Origin of the sequence: Acinetobacter sp. Gutcm_16 (assembly GCF_028649355.1) — a bacterium.
GTDB classification, from domain to species: Bacteria; Pseudomonadota; Gammaproteobacteria; order Pseudomonadales; family Moraxellaceae; genus Acinetobacter; species Acinetobacter johnsonii.
This window is the reverse complement of sequence record NZ_JAQSUV010000033.1, coordinates 299,255-316,646: the sequence shown is the minus strand read 5'-3', so window position 1 is coordinate 316,646 and position 17,392 is coordinate 299,255. Positions and strand designations below refer to the sequence as shown.

Here is a 17,392-nt window from a genome sequence, read left to right as displayed (position 1 = left end):
TCCAAAACTTCACTTCATCAATAAAACCAATAGAAAAACAAAATACTAATCACACAAAATGCCCACTTTTTAATGTAATTGGCATTTTTTTCAGTCTTTTATCTATATTTTTTTAACTTACAATTAGTTAAATTAACTTGCATTGATAATCATTAGCCCAACCTAGCATGACCACTTTTTTAACTATAAGATGATATTTTTACTCTAGGGATGAGAAGATGAATAAAAAGCCAACAATTATTTTAGTACATGGATTTTGGGGCGGCGCTGCCCATTGGTCTAAAGTCATTACTGACCTATCTCACCGAGGTTACGAAGCCCTCCGTGCCGTTGAACTGCCTCTCACCTCTTTGGCTGATGATGTCGAACGAACCCGTAAAATGATCACACAAGTACAAGGAGATGTACTTTTAGTTGGCCACTCCTATGGGGGGCGGTCATTACCGAAGTCGGTAATCAGCCCAATGTTGTTGGTCTAGTCTATATTGCAGCTTTTGCACCCGATGCTGGTGAAAGTCCAGGTGGCATTACGCAGCAACATTTACCCGTTGGTGCACCCAACTTAGAACCCGACAGTGACGGATACCTTTGGGTCAAAGCTGATAAATACCATGAAAGCTTCTGTCAGGACTTAACGAATGATGAAGGACTGGTCATGGGCATCACCCAGAAAGCTCCAGTTGCGAGTACTTTTGGCGATACCATTTCAAACCCAGCATGGAAAAACAAACCATCTTGGTACCAAATTTCAACTGAAGACCGCATGATTCACCCTGAAAACCAAGCCATGATGTCTTCACGCTTAAATGCTCAAAAAGTCATTTCTTTAAATGCCAGTCATGCTTCACTCGCATCTCAACCCAAAGCCGTTGCTGATTTAATTGATGAAGCCGCAACTTTCCTTGCGCGTTAAACTATTATATTTAAGGGAGTCTACAGACTCCCTTTTTTAGAGCTATTTTAAGTATCAAACGACTTTCGAATCACAATAGATAGCGCAATATCATTATCCTGTAGGTGTAAATATTCGCACATACTCGGTTCAATTGCTGTCAGCTAGACTTCAGCTTTTACTACTGACCTTATCATTCATAATGAAGCCCCCTCGTTAAAAGTTTTATTCAAACTACGCTATTTCAAACAATGTGTTATGCGAGTTTTGAATAACATTTTTTAACTAACTCAGCATCAAAACTTTCTGTATATTTTAATTAAGCAATAAAAATGAATAGATCATAAAACAGTTCAAAAAATATAACAGACTAAGTGCAATTTTCTATTTTGTTATATTTTTTCTCTCCAATTCTTGTACCTACATCTTCTAGACATCCTGATGCAAGATCATCATCAGTATTTTAAGTAGGTAGTTTTTAATGAAACGATCTATGCTTTTTTATCATTCCGATTTAGACAGCAATTGGGTATCGAACCATCGATATTCCTGCCAGCCATGGAGGATGCAATGAGCCTCGGATTAACCGCACTTGAGTTGGCAAGAATTCAATTTGCCTTTACTGTTTCTTTTCATATTATTTTTCCTGCAACCTCTATTGGTTTAGCCTGCTTTCTTGCCATGCTGGAGTGGAAGTGGCTGCGCACCCAAAATCCAATTTATAAAGACTTATTTAAGTACTGGATTAAGATTTTTGCCGTGGCATTTGCTATGGGAGTTGTTTCGGGCATTGTCATGGCCTACCAGTTCGGGACCAATTGGAGTGAATTTTCACGCATCGCAGGCAGTGTCACTGGACCACTACTCACGTATGAAGTCATGAGCGCCTTCTTTTTAGAGGCGGGTTTCTTGGGCATTATGCTATTTGGTTGGGGACGGGTCAGCCCCAAAGCCCACTTTTTTGCCACCTTAATGGTCGCCATCGGTACCTGTATTTCCATGTTCTGGATTCTATCTTCCAACAGTTGGATGCAGACACCTCAAGGCTTTGCCATCGAAGATGGCATTATTGTTCCCACAGATTGGTGGGCAATTGTGTTTAACCCATCCTTCCCCTACCGATTTGCCCATATGGCAGCAGCGGCCTTCCTTGTCTCATCACTTTTAGTAGTTGGCACTGCAGCATGGCATTTGCTGAAAGGTCGTCGTGATGAGTTAGTGAAAAAATCTTTTTCCATGGGCTTATGGATGGTACTGGTCACGTCTTGCCTACAAGTTGTGATTGGGGACAACCACGGTTTAAATACCTTAAAACATCAACCTGCAAAATTGGCAGCCATTGAAGGCCATTGGGAAACCAATCGTGATCATGGCATGCCTTTATTATTGTTCGCTTTACCGAATATGGAAACAGAATCGAACGATCTTGAGATTGGTATTCCCAATCTGGGCAGTTTGATTCTGACGCATTCCCTAGAGGGTCAGGTCACGGGTTTAAAGGACTTCGCAGCTGAAGACCGTCCGAATGCACTGATTGTATTCTGGAGTTTCCGGGTGATGGTCGGCTTGGGCATGTTGATGGTTTTACTCTCGTTAACAGCGCTGTGGCTACGTAAAAAAGGCTCTCTATATGAAAGCAGTTGGTTTCATAAATTTGCCCTCATCATGGGGCCTACAGGTTATATCGCGCTCCTAGCAGGTTGGGTCACTACAGAAGTTGGTCGTCAGCCTTGGGTCGTGTATGGCGTGATTCGAACTAAAGACGGTTTATCGCATACAGTCACCGCAGATCAAGTCGGCTTGAGCCTGATTATTTTTGTTTTGGTCTATACCGTCGTCTTTGGCGCGGGTATTTACTACATGCTGCGCTTGATCAAATTAGGCCCTGCTTTTTCTACGCGTTTAGATGCCGTGCACGATACTGGCCCGGGGCATTTTAAAACCCCTTTACGTCCACTCAGTGCTGTTGAAGAGTCTATCGAGACCACTGATCCTTCTGCTCAAAATAGTAAGGAGAAACCACATGATTGATCTCGCTTTGGTTTGGGTCGGTATTATCGGGCTCGGGGTACTCATCTATGTGGTTATGGATGGTTTCGACTTAGGCATTGGCATTCTGTTTCCCTTTATGAACGGAACGCAAGAACGTGATGTGATGATGAATACCGTCGCGCCCGTTTGGGACGGTAATGAAACATGGATGGTCCTAGGTGGTGCTGGCTTATTCGCTGCATTTCCTTTGGTCTATTCAACCGTTTTATCGGCACTATATTTACCCATTATCTTTATGGTGGTTGCCTTAATTTTCCGCGGTGTGGCCTTCGAGTTCCGCTTTAAAGCCACGCGCACCAAATACCTCTGGGATCTCGCATTTATCTGGGGCTCTATCTTATCGAGCTTTTTCCAAGGCGTGATTTTAGGGGCTTATATCCAAGGTATTCAGACCACCAATGGTATTTACAGTGGTGGTGGATGGGACTGGTTCACGCCATTTACATGTTTTACTGGTCTAGGGGTCGTGGTGATGTATGCCACTTTAGGCTGTGGTTGGCTCATTTGGAAAACCGAAAAAGAGATACAACAACGGATGTATCATCTCATGCCTAGACTGATTATTGCTTTGCTCATTATCTTCGGTGCCGTGAGTTTATATACCCCACTGACCCATCCTGAAATTGCACAGCGTTGGTTCTCTCTGCCGAATCTATACTATTTTAGCCCAGTGCCAATTTTAGTCTTACTGTTTGTTGGTTTGATTCTATCGGCGTGTAAAAAGCAGCATGAACTAAAACCATTTATCTATACTTTGGCCTTAGTCTTTTTGGCTTTTACTGGCTTCGTCATCAGCTTATGGCCCAATATTATTCCGCCATCGGTCACTATTTGGCAGGCTGCTGCACCTGAGTCAAGTTTGAAGTTCACCTTAGTAGGAGCTGCAATTTTAATCCCAATCATCATTGCCTATACCTTCTTGTCCTATTGGGTGTTCCGTGACAAAGTACGTATAGGGGATCAGGGTTATCATTAATTGAGGAGATAGACATGAAAAAATTTGTTGATCGACTCAGCCCACGATTATGGTTTATTTTATTGTGGTGCTTTGGCTTTATTTCTCTCGCACTGATTGCGGGTTTCTTTAAGCTGTTGCTGAGTTTTGCTTACTAAAGCCAGCCAAGCATTTTTTATGAATTAGGCACGGGACTTTCAATACATGTCCTGTGCCTTTTAATTGCAGCGAACCCATATGTATAAATCAGAAAAACTTGCGCTCAGCCTGAAACATTTGATCGAAAGTGGTTTTTGGAAAGCCAACGATAAACTACCTTCACTCCGTCAACAGGCTGAAACATCGGGTTTTAGCCTAATGACAGTGATGAATGCCTATCAGGAGCTCGAAGCGCAAGGGCTGATTTATTCACAAGAAAAACTCGGTTACTTTGTGACAGGCGATGCACGCTCAGAAAACAACTCCAATAGTGTCATCCTCAACGAAAAAATTGAAATCAACTCTAAAATTTTCAGATATTTAAAATCGATCCAATCTGAACAAATGGTTCCCTTTGGTATTGCCTTTCCCAACAGCCAACTGCTCTACTCTGCCAAGCTGATGCAAACGTTAGGACAACGTGCCAAACACCGTCTTAGTTATGAACAGATGCCAAGTTTACCTCCCGGGAACTTTGAGCTGCGGAAACTGATTGCGCAGCGCTACTGTATGCAAGGGATTCCAACAGACCCGTCCGATATCGTAATTACCTCGGGCGGATTAGATGCTTTAAACCTCTCCTTACAAGCCATGACCCAACCGGGTGACTATATTTTACTTCAAAAAACAATATTTTATGGTGCATGGCAAGCGGCTGAACATTTGGGACTGAAAGTCATTAGTATTCCTGAACATGAAGAACACGGTATTGACCTTGAGGCTTTTAAAGATGCGATTGAACGTTACCCAATTAAAGTCTGTTTGCTGATGCTCAACAGTCACAACCCTATTGGTTTTACGGTCAGTGACGACATCAAATACCAACTGGCAAAGCTATTGCATGAGCGCGATATTTATTTAATTGAAGACGATGTCTATGAAGAGCTTTATTTTGATCATAAAAAGCCGCTGTCGATGAAATACTTTGATCAGAAAAATTTGGTTTTACACTGCTCTTCTTTTTCAAAAACTTTAGGTGCGGGTTTTCGGATTGGTTGGGTATATGCGGGTAAATTTTCGGAGCATATTCAGCATTTACAGCTGATGAGCACGCTTTCCGTCAACTCGTTTATTCAAAATGCCTTGGTCGATTATTTATCGCATCGACACTATGAAAAGCACTTAAAAACTTTGCGTAACACCTTAAAACGTCTCAAAAATCAGTATTACACTTATTTATCTGAACATTTGTCTGAAGATTATCAAATTCATTATTATCCATCGGGCTATTTTCTTTGGATTACCTTGCCCGAGCAGATCAATGGCAATTTGATTTATGAGCAGCTCTTAGAGAAAAATATCAGCATTGCGCCCGGTTCATTATTTTATCAAACGGATAATATCCCACATCATATTCGAATCAATTGTTCATTTGAAATCAATGAGCGTATTCAAAATGCCTTAGATGCCTTGATCCAATGTATTTACCCAGAAGCCTTTGAATAAAAGTTGAATGGTTTAAATCCAGACTGATTTAAACCATCTTTTGATTTGAAGAGACTCACTACTCATACGGTAAATATCACCATCCCAGAGATAAATGACATGATCAGATCTGATCATGTCATTCCTCTCAAGCTAGGTATAGGATTTCTCAGCACTCATATTTTGAAAATAGGTACGATAGACATAGACACAACCAAGTGAAAAACCAGCCATTAAGCCAGATGCCATAGGTAAATGCATCACACTGTCTTGTGGAAAGACAAAAACCAAAAATGGAAAGGCATATACTGCAGGAATGCGCATATCAAAGAGCTTGAGCAAAAGAAACATCAAGGGCATATATATAAGGGTGAGCAAGATCCAGTCTTGAATCCACAACTGCATAAGCACGGCCATTGAAATCGATAATGTCAACACAGCAACCTGCTTAAGATACATTTTCAACGGATACATCATCATATTTAATGATTCATAGACCACCACTGTAATCGGTGGAATCAGTGCCATCGCTTCAATCTTGAAAATAGCAGCGAGTGCAAAACCGATTAAAGTAATACTGGCATATACACCTATTTTTCGTCGATCAAAATTGCCTTTTCTCTCCACGCCTTGGTTCAGTTTAAAGAGCACAACACCCAACATTAGGATAAAACTGGTGGCAAAAATCGAAATCAAAAACGATATTTCATAGGCTTGGGTCACAATCGGCAAGAAACCCGTGGCCAGTGCGGGCGGTAATATATAGTTAAACATCCGCATCACGAGCAACATGGCACAGAGAACTAAAACCAGTTTGAACAGATATGAAATCGGCATCAAATTAATACAGAAGCCTATAACAGCAGTCAAACTGGGTAATATAAAAATTTTATCTGGCTGATTGAGCCACTGTTTATCTCGATAGACCCACAGTCCAACGGCCATCGCCGCCATTTCAGGCAGAATAATTTCACGATCATTCAGTCCATAGGCAGCCGCCACCATGAGTACTATAAAGACAAAGGCCGCGAGATAGCTTTTGGGACTTAAGATTGTCTTTGCATGTGACATAGGATTCATATTCGATTCCTTATTGATTTAAAAAGATATAAAGCCAAGTAAATACTTCGTCACTGCTATCAGCGATGGGGCAAATAGCACCATAATGATTCCTGAAATAATCATCGAGAGACTAGCAATGACGCCTTCCAATTCATGCCGCTGTCTTGCCCGAGCTATACCCATAGCATGTGCGGCATTACCCAGTGCTGCGCCCGAAGCAAGGTGATTTTTATATTTGATCCAAAGCAAGAGAAGGTCTCCCAACAACATACCGACTAAACCTGTAATTACGGTAAAGAGCGGAATCAGGCTGATGGAGCCCCCGAGTTTTTCGGTGAGCACCAAAGCAAAAGGAATCGAAATGGAACGCGCCAACAGGCTATTTTTAACGATGTCATCAAAGTCCAATAGGCTCGCCAAAAACCAACTGCTGAAAATACCCACCAACATGGCGAGACTAGAACTGAAGAGCAACACTTTAAAATGTTGCTGAATCATGCGGCGATAACGAAATACAGGAATCGCAAAAGCCACCGTAATTGGGCCGAGCATGGCCACCAAATATTGGGTATAAAAGTAATAGTCTTGGAACTGATGCTGTAAAAGAAAGATCAGTACGATGCTCAAGCTAGGAACAACAATAATGGGGGATAAATAGATTTTTTGTGTTCGAACAAAGAGCTGCTTTGCCATGAAATAGCACAGCACGGTCCAAACCAAGTAAAAAAGCCCCCAGAATTCAGTCATACTGATCTTCCTGTTTTGATTCTTGATTTAGCACTGGCTGCTTTAACATCAACCGCACGCTATATACAGAAACCATCATCACCAAAGCGGTGCTGATTAAAATCACCAGCAGAATTTTCCAACCACTGGCAATCAATAAATCTTGATATTGAATCACGCCAACCACTGGCGGAATGAAAAACAGCAGTAATTCCGCCAGTAACAGATCGGCACCGCGTTCAACGTGGGCTAATTTCAACCATTTCATTTCAAGTAAGAACAACAGCAGAAAAAAACCAAGTACCCCTGATGCCACAGGTAAATTCAACAGCTTTTGCAAGACATAAGCACAGCTCCAAACAGCCAAAATAATGATGATTTGGCAGCTCGCAGTTTTTAACTTCTTCAGCCGAGTTCGGTCGTCCAACATCTCAATTTATGTCCGCATAAGCCCGATCTTTAAACGGCTGGATCGAGACACGTTTGTAGGTTTCTAAAAAAGATTCATGCTCCAAACGCAAATCCAGATAAGTATTCAGAATTTCTTCAAGCACATCGGGAATATCTTCTGCAGGAAATGATGGCCCTAAAATATCACCGATGGACGCATCATGATCTGAGTTACCGCCTAAGCTAATTTGGTAATATTCAGCGCCTTTTTTATCGACACCTAAGATGCCAATATTGCCGACATGGTGGTGTCCACACGCATTCATACAGCCTGAAATGTTCAAATCAACCTTGCCTAAATGATATAAAGCATCCAAATCATCAAAACGGCGAGCAATTGCTTCATACACCGGAATGGATTTGGCATTTGCCAAGGAGCAAAAATCGCCGCCCGGACAGCAAATCATGTCAGTCAGAAAGCCAATATGCGCACGAGCCAAATTGCCACGATCTAAGACTTGCCACAGTTCAAACAGATCCTTTTGGCGTACATCGGTTAAGGCAATATTTTGCTCATGCGTGGTTCGCAGCTCACCGAAAGTATATTGGTCAGCCAAATCTGCAATTAAACGCATTTCATCGGAAGTCATATCCCCCGGTGCTACACCCGCCCGTTTTAAGCTGATTGTGACTATGCGGTAGCCCGCGACTTTATGTGCATGGGTATTGATATTGAACCAGTGTTTAAACTTCGGATACTGTTGGAACAACGCCTCAAAATTTTCCGCATCTAAAGGTTCATAGGCAAACGGTCGAAATACTGCATCCATTTGCGCTAAAACACTAGGCTGAACTTTGAGCAGTGTTTGAGTATGTGCAAACTCAGCTTCAACTTTTTCCGCGAAGCCCGCTGGAGTGAGGGCTTTCACTAAAATTTTAATACGCGCTTTGTATTTATTATCACGGCGACCATGCAAGTTATATACGCGCATGATGGCATCTAAATAGGCAATTAAATCTTCACGGGCTAAAAATGGCTTAATCACATGTCCCGCTAAAGGGGTTCGTCCAAGCCCACCACCGACTTTTATTTGATAACCCAACTCTCCAGTGTCATTTTCCATCAGATAAACCCCAACATCATGAAAGGTCGTAGCAGCGCGGTCTTGTTCAGGGTGTGCACAGACTGCTATTTTAAATTTACGTGGTAAGAATGAAAACTCTGGATGGAAGGTACTCCACTGGCGAATTAGTTCACAGGTCGGACGTGGGTCTGTAAGCTCCCCTTCAACTACACCTGCATATTGGTCTGTGGTGGTGTTTCGAATACAGTTGCCACTGGTCTGAATAGAATGCATGTGTACTGTAGCGAGTTCCTGCAAAATATCGGGGACATCTTCAAGCTGCGGCCAATTCAGTTGAATATTTTGGCGCGTAGAAATGTGCGCATAACCACGGTCATACTTCTGTGCAACCTCAGCCACCTTACGCAGTTGTGCTGAGTTCATTAAGCCATAAGGCACTGCCAAACGTAGCATGGGTGCATAGCGTTGAACATACAAACCATTTTGTAAGCGTAAGGGACGATATTCTTCTTCAGTCAGTTTCCCCTCTAAATAACGCTGGGTTTGGTCGCGAAACTGTGCGACTCGTTCATTTAATAAATTTTGATCAAAGTCTGTATATAAAAACATGGGGAAGACCTAGGTATATGCATCAATATGAAAGAAAAGCTGTTTTGAATGGCGCATCAAAAATGCAAGTTAGGCAAAAAACGTCGCCTGCTTTCGGGACACGCCATGTTGTAGACAGGTCTGCATATACTCGGCATAGACCGATAACTTTTCATAAATATGCTCGGCATAGAACATATCTTCAACCAACTGCATCGCTTGCTGCTGGTTATAACTGCCATAACTCAACAATAACTGCGCATTCAATGTGGCGAATTTTTCACATAAATCGATATATTGCTGATCTTTGTTTTTAAAGAACAATTTCCGCATATTCCATTCACTACTGTCGATGATGGCATCTTGTGGATGGGTAGAAATATAATTAATTTTGACTTTAAAAAACTGTTCCAGCTCTGCGAGTTTTTGTGTATTGAGCACCAATGATGTCACCAAAAAAATCTGCGAGACATCAGTGCGACATAGCGCTTTGATCAATGAAAAATAGAAAAAATCGACATCATTAAATACGCTATCACTCAAATCTAAATAAACATTGAGTGCCTCAAGCACATCATCTATTTTTAGGTTTTGTTTTTGCTCTGCTTGATAGTAACGATTGAGGATATTGAGTACGGTTGGCGTTGCAGGGCTGCTATAAATCACAGGATGGTTCAAATTTGCCAAGATAAAAGGCGCAAATAAAAATGCGACCTCTGCATGTTCTGCTTGAATGGCAGACTGCACAATATACTGAACTTTAGCACTTGAAAAATCACGTAAAACTTTAGCACGCAGCAAAGTCGCTTCTAAGTTTAAATACTGCTGCGCAAGTAAATGTTGCAGTTGATCTGAAAGACCCTGCCCCTCAACCAATTCAGAAATTGTATTCAGTTGCTGTGTTATAAACATTACGCCACCATCAAGATTATGATCCCTTCTTGAGTCAAATTTTCAGCTAGTTTGGTGTGAATGAGTAGCTACAGTAAGGCTTGAAAAAACTATAACAGCGTGCCTCCTTCTCAAGTTTTACGGGTACAAAGCCATCAAAATTAGAAAAATAAATTCGTTATATAAATAGGAGCCCAATTCCATCATGGCGTTATTTTGAGTGCCTAAAAATTCAGAAACGACTTTTCTCTTTTCCTATTTCAAGCAGCCCCTTTAGCCATTGAATATAAGGTAGAATCTAGAAAGGAGAATAAAAGTTATGGCTGACAAGACACCTCTAAAGTTGTTTTGATACGCTCTAACACAACAGTGGTTTTAAACCATTGCACATTGGCATTATGATGAAAAAGCTGATCACATAAGGCTTGAAACCGACTCATACTTGGCACCAAGAGTACCAACATAAAATCCGCCTCACCTGTTACGTAATAGCACTGCTGTATTTCTGGAATTGAAAAACTCGTTTTCAACTCCTCAAGGTCTGTCACATGGGTTTGGTTGACGCGAACCTCGACAAAAATCGTAATCACTTGTCCCAATTTGTCTGGATCAAGCACTGCGGTATTGCCAATAATATAGCCACTGTCTCTTAATTTTTGAATGCGACGTTGTACCGAGGCCGTTGATAAATGCACTAAATCGGCCAACTCTCGAAGTGGCGTTAAGCAATCTTTTTGCAAATGCTCCAATAAAGCGAAATCAAATTTATCCAATTGCATGAGCAGCCTCCTACGAGAAATTTTCTCATTCAAGCTAATGATTACAAGCCATTTTATCAAGAGTATTGCAATAAAATATCACACATTGATACAGCTTAAGAACCGCCTATGTCTACGCATCCTAATACAGCACTTGGCATTAGCTTAAATATCACGGCCTCGGTATTATTTGCTTTAATGTTTGCCTATACCTCACTTTTGGGCACGCTGGCAGGTACAGAAATTTACGGCTGGCGCATTGTATTGACTATTCCATGTCTAACACTTTTTATTTGGCTCAAAGGCAATTGGTCTCAGGTGGTTGTTATTTATCGCCGTTTCTACCAAGAGCGCTTTTTCTTTTTAACGCGAATTTTATCTTCGTTTTTAATTGGGATTCAGTTGTGGCTGTTTATGTGGGCACCCAGTCATGGCTATGGACTGGATGTTTCACTCGGTTATTTTATGATGCCGATTAGCATGGTGATTGTCGGTCGGATTGCCTTTAAAGAGCGAATGTCACGCTTTCAGCAACTGTCCTGTATTTTTGCAGTGCTCGGGATCTTGAATCTCTTGACCATTTCTCAAACACTGAGTTGGCCCACTCTGCTGATTTGCTTAGGTTATCCGATCTATTTTTGGCTCAGACAAAAAACGAAGACGAATAATATAGGTGGACTTTGGTTTGACATGATGCTGAGTCTCCCTGTCTGTATTTTCTTTATCATGCAAGGTAATATCGTCACAGAAAGCCTATCTGAAAGTTCACAGATGCTTTGGCTCATTTCAGGACTTGGACTAATCAGTGCGCTGGCCTTAGCATTTCAGTCCTTGTCTGCCCCGCATTTAAACTTAAGCCTGTTTGGACTGTTGGTTTATGTTGAACCGATATTGTTAGTGGCCGTTTCAATTGCCTTAGGGGAAAGCATTACTTCAGCAGAATGGCCAACCTATATCGCCATTTGGCTCGCAGTTTTTACCCTCATGCTTGAAGGATTACGCAGCTTTAAAAAGAATCGTAAATTAGTGATATAGGCATTTTTTATGCATATTTTCCTCTAGATCGCTTAAATTTAGCCGTCTAGGCATGCTTTGGTGCTGAATCGAGTACTGACTTTCTGATCCTATTTAAATGGCTATTTGACTCCGCGAGTGACGTGCTGACACTTCATATTTAAAACGACATAGAGTGAATTACAGCGAACCTTTTAAATGATGATGCTGCCTCACAATACTATTCAATAAACTGGAAAAGTTGATTGCAGGTTGGCTATGCAAATCCGCCTTGAACGCAATACCGAGTCCAATCGTCGCGGTCTTATTCTTCAGGTATTTATATTTAATCCCTTCAATTTTGAGCTGTTGGGTAGATTCAGGCACCAAAGAAATGCCCAAATTCGCCGCAACCAACGATAGAATCGAAACAATCTGAGGGGCTTGCTGTCCAATTTTGGGCGTGAAGCCATGCTGTTGGCAGCTATTTAAAATCGCGGCATACAGCCCCGCACTCACCTCTGGTGGTGAGACAATAAAGTTTTCATACTTAAACTCTGCCAAATCTATCACCTCATCTTTTGCGGGATATTGAATCGGCAAGGCTGCAATCAATTTTTCATCGATCAAATTACGAATCGTAATGGCATTAGGATACTGCGCAGGTGGCCGCACAATCGCAATGTCTAATTCATTATTCAATAAACTTTCAATCAAAATCAAAGAATTGGCTTCTTTTAACACCAAATTTACTTGAGGATATTGCTGTTGAAATGCTTGAATGGCTGTCGGAATTAAAGAGTTTAAAATTGAAGTGCCTGTAAAACCGAGGCGTAGTTCTCCCAATTCGCCATTGGCCGTACTTTGGGTCAATTTCACCGCATTTTTCAGTTGGTTCTGAACAGGTAAAACCATTTTAAGAAAAGTTTCCCCTGCTGGTGTCAGAGCTACACCATGAGAGTAGCGATAAAAAAGTTCTACACCGATTTCTCTTTCCAATTTTTTAATTTGCATACTCAACGGCGGCTGACTTATGCCAAGACGCAAGGCTGCTTTAGAGAAACTTTGCTCTTCCGCGATAGCAATAAAATATTGAATATTGCGCAACTCCATATATTAAAGCTATACCATTATTGAGTTATATATATTATACATATATTCATGTAGTTATTAAAATGAAGCTTCTCTCCATTTTAAATCAACCAAGTCATGAAACTAAGCTCTTCACTAGAAGCAGATTGGTCTAGCCCTCAACAGCCGATTCCACAGACCATCAGCCAAGGTACAGTTGAATATAAAAGAGCGGGCATGGCGCTGTTTTTGTTGGGCTTTGCCAGTTTTTCACTGATCTATTGCGTACAACCCTTACTACCGAACTTAAGTCAGAGCTTCCATATTGCACCCAGTGCAAGTGCTCTAGCACTGTCCTTAACCACAGGCTTTTTAGCCATGTCAATCGTGCTATCCAGTGCTTTTTCACAAACATTGGGCAGAAAAGGCCTCATGTTTTTCTCTATGCTTTTGGCTTCTATACTCAATGTGGTATGCGCAGTTTCACCGAGTTGGCATGTGCTCATGGTTTCAAGAAGCTTAGAAGGTTTTGTCCTAGGTGGAGTTCCTGCTGTTGCAATGGCTTGGATTGCAGAAGAAATTAGTCCCAAAAACCTAAGTAAAACCATGGGACTGTATATTGCAGGTACAGCATTTGGCGGCATGATGGGACGTGTTGGCATGGGTATTTTGACCGAGTTTTTCTCATGGCGTATTTCCATGGTCATTCTTGGCGGCATCTGTCTGTTCTGTGCGTTTGGTTTTTTGAAACTCTTACCCAATTCACGAAATTTCATTGCCCAGCAAGGCATCTCTTTTAAGTTCCATATACATGCATGGTATGCACACTTAAGTCATACACGGCTGTTAAAAATCTATGGAATTGGCTTTTTACTCACCAGTGTATTTGTCACGCTGTTTAACTATGTCACCTTCAGACTGTTTGCAGCACCGTATCATTTAAGCCAAACCCAGATTAGCCTCATTTTTTTATCTTATAGTTTGGGTATTATTTCCTCTTCGATTGCAGGCAATATTGCAGACCGAATAGGCAAAAAGCAGGTAATAGTTTTGGGATTTTTGTGCATGCTCTTAGGCGTGCTACTCACTCTTTCTGCCTCGTTGTTCTTGATTATTCTCGGGATTGGCTGTGTGACCACTGGCTTTTTCATTGCCCATGCCATTGCCAGCAGTCGTGTTGGAGAGCTCGCAACATCCAATAAAGGTCATGCTACTTCCTTGTATCTGCTTTTTTATTATTTAGGTTCAAGCATTGTGGGTGCGTATGGCGGAAATATCTGGCAAAGCCATGGCTGGAATGGCATCGTTATATTAAATATTTTTCTGATTTTTCTTGCACTCGTTGTCATTTTTTCAATAAAACCACTTCATTCTCCATCTGTTACCCATTAGGAACATCTACATCATGCAACAACACTTATTTGTCTACGGCACCTTAGGGCCAAACAAACCCAATGCTCATATTTTAGAAGCGCTTGGCGGTACATGGAGCAAAGGCTCTGTGAAAGGTTTGCTTAAGAAAGCGGGTTGGGGAGCAGAACTTGGCTTTCCTGGGCTAATGCTAAGCCCAGATGGACCAACTGTTGATGGATATATGTTTAGTTCAGAGCAATTAGATACGCTGTGGAACAGCTTGGATGAGTTTGAAGGAAGTGAATATCAGCGTGTTTTAACTGAAGTCACTTTAGAGAATGGGCAGACGCAACAGGCCTATCTCTATGCGTTAAACCCAAATACATAAAAAGCATGACATCATATCGTTAGCGTATAAATGTTGTGCATACATCGAAAAATTGTGCGGTATTTGAATGTTATTTCCTAATATTCAAGTACTGCAAATTTTGAATCCTTGATACGCATTATCCAATTCATGCCAAGTTCTGTTTTTCTAACCATGCCTGCAACCCAGACCAACTTTTAAAATCATCCACCGCACGTACGATACAATTTGGATTGCGTTCTAATAGCATTTTACTTAAGGCGCTGCCCGGCCCAATTTCTAACACGACATCAGGCTGATTTTCTTGTATTGCACTTAAGCAAGCATCCCAATTAATCGCATGATTCATTTGGTGAATCAACGCATTCACTGCATCTGTGGTCTTAAAAAACTTATGTCCACCCGAACCACTAATCATGGCCGTGCATAAACGAGCAAAGTGTTGCTGCTGTAAAACCTGTTGATACGGCTGAACTGCAGCATCCATACAGACGGTATGCGATGCTATGGTGACATTCAAGCGTTTAACAAAACGTGTTCCTCGTAATTCGAGTTGCAGAGCCAGCTGCTGTAAATTGGCATCATCCCCCCCCACAACAAAACTACTATCACTCAGTTTGATGGAAAGTGCGGTTGACGTTTCAGTCAACAACGGTTCAAGCGTATTAAGATTGATACCTTGAACGGCCATTAAGCCACTTGCGTGCTGAGTGGCTGAAGACATCAACGAGGCACGCTGCTGGGCTAAATACAGGCCTTGCTCTAGGCCTATCTGCGTAGCACAAATAAGTGCGCTTAACTCTCCGAGTGAATAACCTGAGAAGCTCATAAGGTCTTCAATCTCAGGTTTTAACTTTTGCCAACGACACCATTGCAAAGCAAAAATAAAAGGCTGCGCGAACTCATTCGGATACAGATCCGCTTCGGTTAAATCGGAACAAAATAGCTTCGGCAAATGCTGCTTTAAAATATCTGATACATGAAGCTCACCGGCCAGAGTCAGCAGCTCTTGCACATGCGCTAAGCTTTGGAGTCCTTGCCCACTAAATATGATTGCGAAATTCATGTTCCACCTTCAGCATGAACAAAGTCACCCCCAATAAATCAGCACTGCCCCCCGGACTTAAGCGATGCTGAACGAAATAATCTTCCACTTTAGCCACATCTTGCATCCAATTGTGTTGTAACACACCACCACGGCCCAAAAACTGCTTAGCTAGATCCTGCACAATATATAAGGCAGATAAACCACCGCGCCAAACAATATTGGTATCTTGTACATAAGCCATAAGACTGAATAAAGTCTGAATTGAAGCCTGCTGTGCATTGGCCGTTTTGGTGTAAATGTCGATATACGTTGGCAAGGCAACATCCATCACCGTTTTAAAACCTGAAGCCACTTCTTCAATCGCCCCTGTGATGCCATATTGACTCCGCATGCGTTGCCCATGACTGTTGGGATTTCGCTCTAAATGATGTAACAGCTCATCCTGCCAAGTGCTTTGAATTTTTTGACTGATTGAGCCTGCATTCAACGAACTATCCGCTATTAAGCATTTCCCTACTGCGGCGCTAGCAAAACCCAAATTAAAAATTGCCCCTTTATGCGTATTGATCTGCTGAGTGGCAGTCATCATTTTTTGTTCAGCTAAAATGCCACACTGTCGAATCTCTTCAAAATCGGCATCGCGATACCCATTTAAACATTGCGCCTGAAAATAGCCCTGTAAAGCATCCACACTACATTGGAACAAGCTAAAGTCCATATCACAATGACTACCCTGCGAACTTGGACAAACCAAACCGGGCTTATGTTCTAAACTGGCTTCATCCAATAACGCCATACATGCCAAATGGTCTAATGTTTCAGCAGCACTGACAATGTTCAGACATAAAACTTCATGGGGTTGTAGCATTTGCATATTCAAGCTTCCATTCGAATAATTGTTCTAATCTCAGCATCTCCACACACTGAATTCCTTTGACGATCACTTGCTGGTTCATTTCAGGAAAAACTGCAATTAACTCATTAAATGACACATGCCAATCTGGATGGATTTGAATCTCGCCATCTAAACGGATAGAACTCTGGGCTTGGACTTGTTGAATTATCTGTAAAATTTCCGGTACATCATGTTGATGCTGTGGATACAACAACACATCTAAGTCTGAAGTCGGTCTGACATAAGCCTCCTGCGTAAGAGACTGGTAGGCATAGGAGCCATAGACATACACTTTGCAACCCAATTGTTCTAAGTTGTCTGCAAAATCACTCCACACTTTAGGTTGTAGGAGCTGCGAGTCAGCTTCTAACAAAGCCTGTAGAGAAAGTGGTCGAGTGATCTGCTCGATCTCGTGTTTCTCTACTAAGCACGCCACACGATATTTATAACCCTCAAGCAAGCAGTTGATCGCCAACTTCACTTGTCCCGTATCCACATCTTCCTGCCGACAAACGGTCATTGGAATATGTTGATTCAACAACTGATACACCTTTTGTTTCACTGTTTCTGGTAAAGAAACATCTAAAAAATGTAGGGTTGCTGAATCACGAAGATAAGCTAAGTCATGACGATCCATATCTGT

17 protein-coding genes and 1 pseudogene are annotated in these 17,392 nt (G+C 41.7%); 8 read left to right on the top strand and 10 right to left on the bottom strand.

Going from position 1 to position 17,392, the window contains the following annotated elements:
• The first annotated feature begins 218 nt into the window (after positions 1 to 218).
• The 5 genes and pseudogenes from PTT44_RS12050 (at position 219) to PTT44_RS12030 (ending at position 5,543) form a co-directional block, all read left to right on the top strand.
• Positions 219 to 913: pseudogene (locus PTT44_RS12050) on the top strand (alpha/beta hydrolase).
• Positions 914 to 1,462: 549 nt separating this feature from the next.
• Positions 1,463 to 2,923 (top strand): cytochrome ubiquinol oxidase subunit I, encoded by a 1,461-nt coding sequence (locus tag PTT44_RS12045; protein WP_273795651.1) that lies wholly within the window; start codon positions 1,463 to 1,465, stop codon positions 2,921 to 2,923.
• Positions 2,916 to 3,920 carry a cytochrome d ubiquinol oxidase subunit II gene (gene cydB / locus PTT44_RS12040; protein ID WP_004694788.1) on the top strand — a complete coding sequence of 335 codons (1,005 nt, stop codon included), beginning with the start codon at positions 2,916 to 2,918 and terminating at the stop codon, positions 3,918 to 3,920. Before PTT44_RS12045 ends, cydB begins: the two co-directional genes overlap by 8 nt.
• 14 nt (positions 3,921 to 3,934) lie before the next feature.
• Positions 3,935 to 4,057, top strand: coding sequence for a hypothetical protein (locus tag PTT44_RS12035; protein ID WP_004694789.1), 123 nt, complete (start codon positions 3,935 to 3,937; stop codon positions 4,055 to 4,057).
• Positions 4,058 to 4,136: 79 nt separating this feature from the next.
• Positions 4,137 to 5,543: an aminotransferase-like domain-containing protein gene (locus PTT44_RS12030; RefSeq protein ID WP_168158456.1), complete on the top strand. Its 1,407-nt coding sequence runs from the start codon at positions 4,137 to 4,139 to the stop codon at positions 5,541 to 5,543.
• A gap of 132 nt (positions 5,544 to 5,675) precedes the next feature.
• Here the strand turns inward: PTT44_RS12030 and PTT44_RS12025 are convergent, their stop codons facing one another.
• From PTT44_RS12025 to PTT44_RS12000, 6 genes are all read right to left on the bottom strand, one after another.
• Positions 5,676 to 6,602 carry an HPP family protein gene (locus tag PTT44_RS12025; RefSeq protein ID WP_168158457.1) on the bottom strand — a complete coding sequence of 309 codons (927 nt, stop codon included), beginning with the start codon at positions 6,600 to 6,602 and terminating at the stop codon, positions 5,676 to 5,678.
• Positions 6,603 to 6,620: 18 nt separating this feature from the next.
• On the bottom strand, positions 6,621 to 7,331 hold the full coding sequence (locus PTT44_RS12020; RefSeq protein WP_168158458.1) for an LrgB family protein: 711 nt from the start codon (positions 7,329 to 7,331) through the stop codon (positions 6,621 to 6,623).
• Positions 7,324 to 7,740: a CidA/LrgA family protein gene (locus tag PTT44_RS12015; protein WP_168158459.1), complete on the bottom strand. Its 417-nt coding sequence runs from the start codon at positions 7,738 to 7,740 to the stop codon at positions 7,324 to 7,326. The genes PTT44_RS12020 and PTT44_RS12015 overlap by 8 nt, the downstream gene beginning before the upstream one ends.
• Position 7,741: 1 nt before the next feature.
• Positions 7,742 to 9,394, bottom strand: coding sequence for a nitrite/sulfite reductase (locus PTT44_RS12010; protein ID WP_168158460.1), 1,653 nt, complete (start codon positions 9,392 to 9,394; stop codon positions 7,742 to 7,744).
• Positions 9,395 to 9,463: 69 nt separating this feature from the next.
• Entirely contained in the window at positions 9,464 to 10,285 is an 822-nt protein-coding gene (locus PTT44_RS12005) for a hypothetical protein (protein ID WP_168158461.1), read from the bottom strand.
• A 296-nt stretch (positions 10,286 to 10,581) separates the two neighbouring features.
• The gene (locus PTT44_RS12000; protein ID WP_058869055.1) at positions 10,582 to 11,043 is read right to left on the bottom strand and encodes an Lrp/AsnC family transcriptional regulator; all 462 of its coding nucleotides are present in this window, start codon (positions 11,041 to 11,043) and stop codon (positions 10,582 to 10,584) included.
• A gap of 108 nt (positions 11,044 to 11,151) precedes the next feature.
• On the opposite strand from PTT44_RS12000, the gene rarD reads away from it, so the two are divergent.
• Positions 11,152 to 12,057: an EamA family transporter RarD gene (gene rarD / locus PTT44_RS11995; RefSeq protein ID WP_168158462.1), complete on the top strand. Its 906-nt coding sequence runs from the start codon at positions 11,152 to 11,154 to the stop codon at positions 12,055 to 12,057.
• Between the two features lie 159 nt (positions 12,058 to 12,216).
• Here the strand turns inward: rarD and PTT44_RS11990 are convergent, their stop codons facing one another.
• Positions 12,217 to 13,128: a LysR family transcriptional regulator gene (locus PTT44_RS11990; protein WP_168158463.1), complete on the bottom strand. Its 912-nt coding sequence runs from the start codon at positions 13,126 to 13,128 to the stop codon at positions 12,217 to 12,219.
• A 96-nt stretch (positions 13,129 to 13,224) separates the two neighbouring features.
• On the opposite strand from PTT44_RS11990, the gene PTT44_RS11985 reads away from it, so the two are divergent.
• Both PTT44_RS11985 and PTT44_RS11980 read left to right on the top strand, forming a co-directional pair.
• Positions 13,225 to 14,478, top strand: coding sequence for an MFS transporter (locus PTT44_RS11985; protein WP_168158464.1), 1,254 nt, complete (start codon positions 13,225 to 13,227; stop codon positions 14,476 to 14,478).
• A gap of 13 nt (positions 14,479 to 14,491) precedes the next feature.
• Positions 14,492 to 14,827 carry a gamma-glutamylcyclotransferase family protein gene (locus tag PTT44_RS11980; RefSeq protein ID WP_168158465.1) on the top strand — a complete coding sequence of 112 codons (336 nt, stop codon included), beginning with the start codon at positions 14,492 to 14,494 and terminating at the stop codon, positions 14,825 to 14,827.
• A 127-nt stretch (positions 14,828 to 14,954) separates the two neighbouring features.
• Here PTT44_RS11980 and PTT44_RS11975 read toward each other — a convergent pair whose 3' ends face one another.
• From PTT44_RS11975 to mdcG, 3 genes are read right to left on the bottom strand one after another with little or no spacing between them, the layout of a single operon-like run.
• Positions 14,955 to 15,872: an ACP S-malonyltransferase gene (locus tag PTT44_RS11975; protein ID WP_168158466.1), complete on the bottom strand. Its 918-nt coding sequence runs from the start codon at positions 15,870 to 15,872 to the stop codon at positions 14,955 to 14,957.
• The gene (gene mdcB, locus PTT44_RS11970) at positions 15,850 to 16,728 is read right to left on the bottom strand and encodes a triphosphoribosyl-dephospho-CoA synthase MdcB (protein WP_168158467.1); all 879 of its coding nucleotides are present in this window, start codon (positions 16,726 to 16,728) and stop codon (positions 15,850 to 15,852) included. Before mdcB ends, PTT44_RS11975 begins: the two co-directional genes overlap by 23 nt.
• Positions 16,706 to 17,386, bottom strand: a complete 681-nt coding sequence (mdcG, locus tag PTT44_RS11965; protein ID WP_168158468.1) for a malonate decarboxylase holo-[acyl-carrier-protein] synthase — start codon at positions 17,384 to 17,386, stop codon at positions 16,706 to 16,708. The genes mdcB and mdcG overlap by 23 nt, the downstream gene beginning before the upstream one ends.
• Between the last annotated feature and the right edge of the window lie 6 nt (positions 17,387 to 17,392).

What these genes read in the sequence shown, in the direction of transcription:
- PTT44_RS12045 (WP_273795651.1), top strand. Translation starts at nt 1,463, where the DNA reads ATGAGCCTCGGATTAACCGCACTTGAGTTGGCAAGAATTCAATTTGCC.
- cydB (WP_004694788.1), top strand. Translation starts at nt 2,916, where the DNA reads ATGATTGATCTCGCTTTGGTTTGGGTCGGTATTATCGGGCTCGGGGTA.
- PTT44_RS12035 (WP_004694789.1), top strand. Translation starts at nt 3,935, where the DNA reads ATGAAAAAATTTGTTGATCGACTCAGCCCACGATTATGGTTTATTTTA.
- PTT44_RS12030 (WP_168158456.1), top strand. Translation starts at nt 4,137, where the DNA reads ATGTATAAATCAGAAAAACTTGCGCTCAGCCTGAAACATTTGATCGAA.
- PTT44_RS12025 (WP_168158457.1), bottom strand. Translation starts at nt 6,602, where the DNA reads ATGAATCCTATGTCACATGCAAAGACAATCTTAAGTCCCAAAAGCTAT.
- PTT44_RS12020 (WP_168158458.1), bottom strand. Translation starts at nt 7,331, where the DNA reads ATGACTGAATTCTGGGGGCTTTTTTACTTGGTTTGGACCGTGCTGTGC.
- PTT44_RS12015 (WP_168158459.1), bottom strand. Translation starts at nt 7,740, where the DNA reads ATGTTGGACGACCGAACTCGGCTGAAGAAGTTAAAAACTGCGAGCTGC.
- PTT44_RS12010 (WP_168158460.1), bottom strand. Translation starts at nt 9,394, where the DNA reads ATGTTTTTATATACAGACTTTGATCAAAATTTATTAAATGAACGAGTC.
- PTT44_RS12005 (WP_168158461.1), bottom strand. Translation starts at nt 10,285, where the DNA reads ATGTTTATAACACAGCAACTGAATACAATTTCTGAATTGGTTGAGGGG.
- PTT44_RS12000 (WP_058869055.1), bottom strand. Translation starts at nt 11,043, where the DNA reads ATGCAATTGGATAAATTTGATTTCGCTTTATTGGAGCATTTGCAAAAA.
- rarD (WP_168158462.1), top strand. Translation starts at nt 11,152, where the DNA reads ATGTCTACGCATCCTAATACAGCACTTGGCATTAGCTTAAATATCACG.
- PTT44_RS11990 (WP_168158463.1), bottom strand. Translation starts at nt 13,128, where the DNA reads ATGGAGTTGCGCAATATTCAATATTTTATTGCTATCGCGGAAGAGCAA.
- PTT44_RS11985 (WP_168158464.1), top strand. Translation starts at nt 13,225, where the DNA reads ATGAAACTAAGCTCTTCACTAGAAGCAGATTGGTCTAGCCCTCAACAG.
- PTT44_RS11980 (WP_168158465.1), top strand. Translation starts at nt 14,492, where the DNA reads ATGCAACAACACTTATTTGTCTACGGCACCTTAGGGCCAAACAAACCC.
- PTT44_RS11975 (WP_168158466.1), bottom strand. Translation starts at nt 15,872, where the DNA reads ATGAATTTCGCAATCATATTTAGTGGGCAAGGACTCCAAAGCTTAGCG.
- mdcB (WP_168158467.1), bottom strand. Translation starts at nt 16,728, where the DNA reads ATGCAAATGCTACAACCCCATGAAGTTTTATGTCTGAACATTGTCAGT.
- mdcG (WP_168158468.1), bottom strand. Translation starts at nt 17,386, where the DNA reads ATGGATCGTCATGACTTAGCTTATCTTCGTGATTCAGCAACCCTACAT.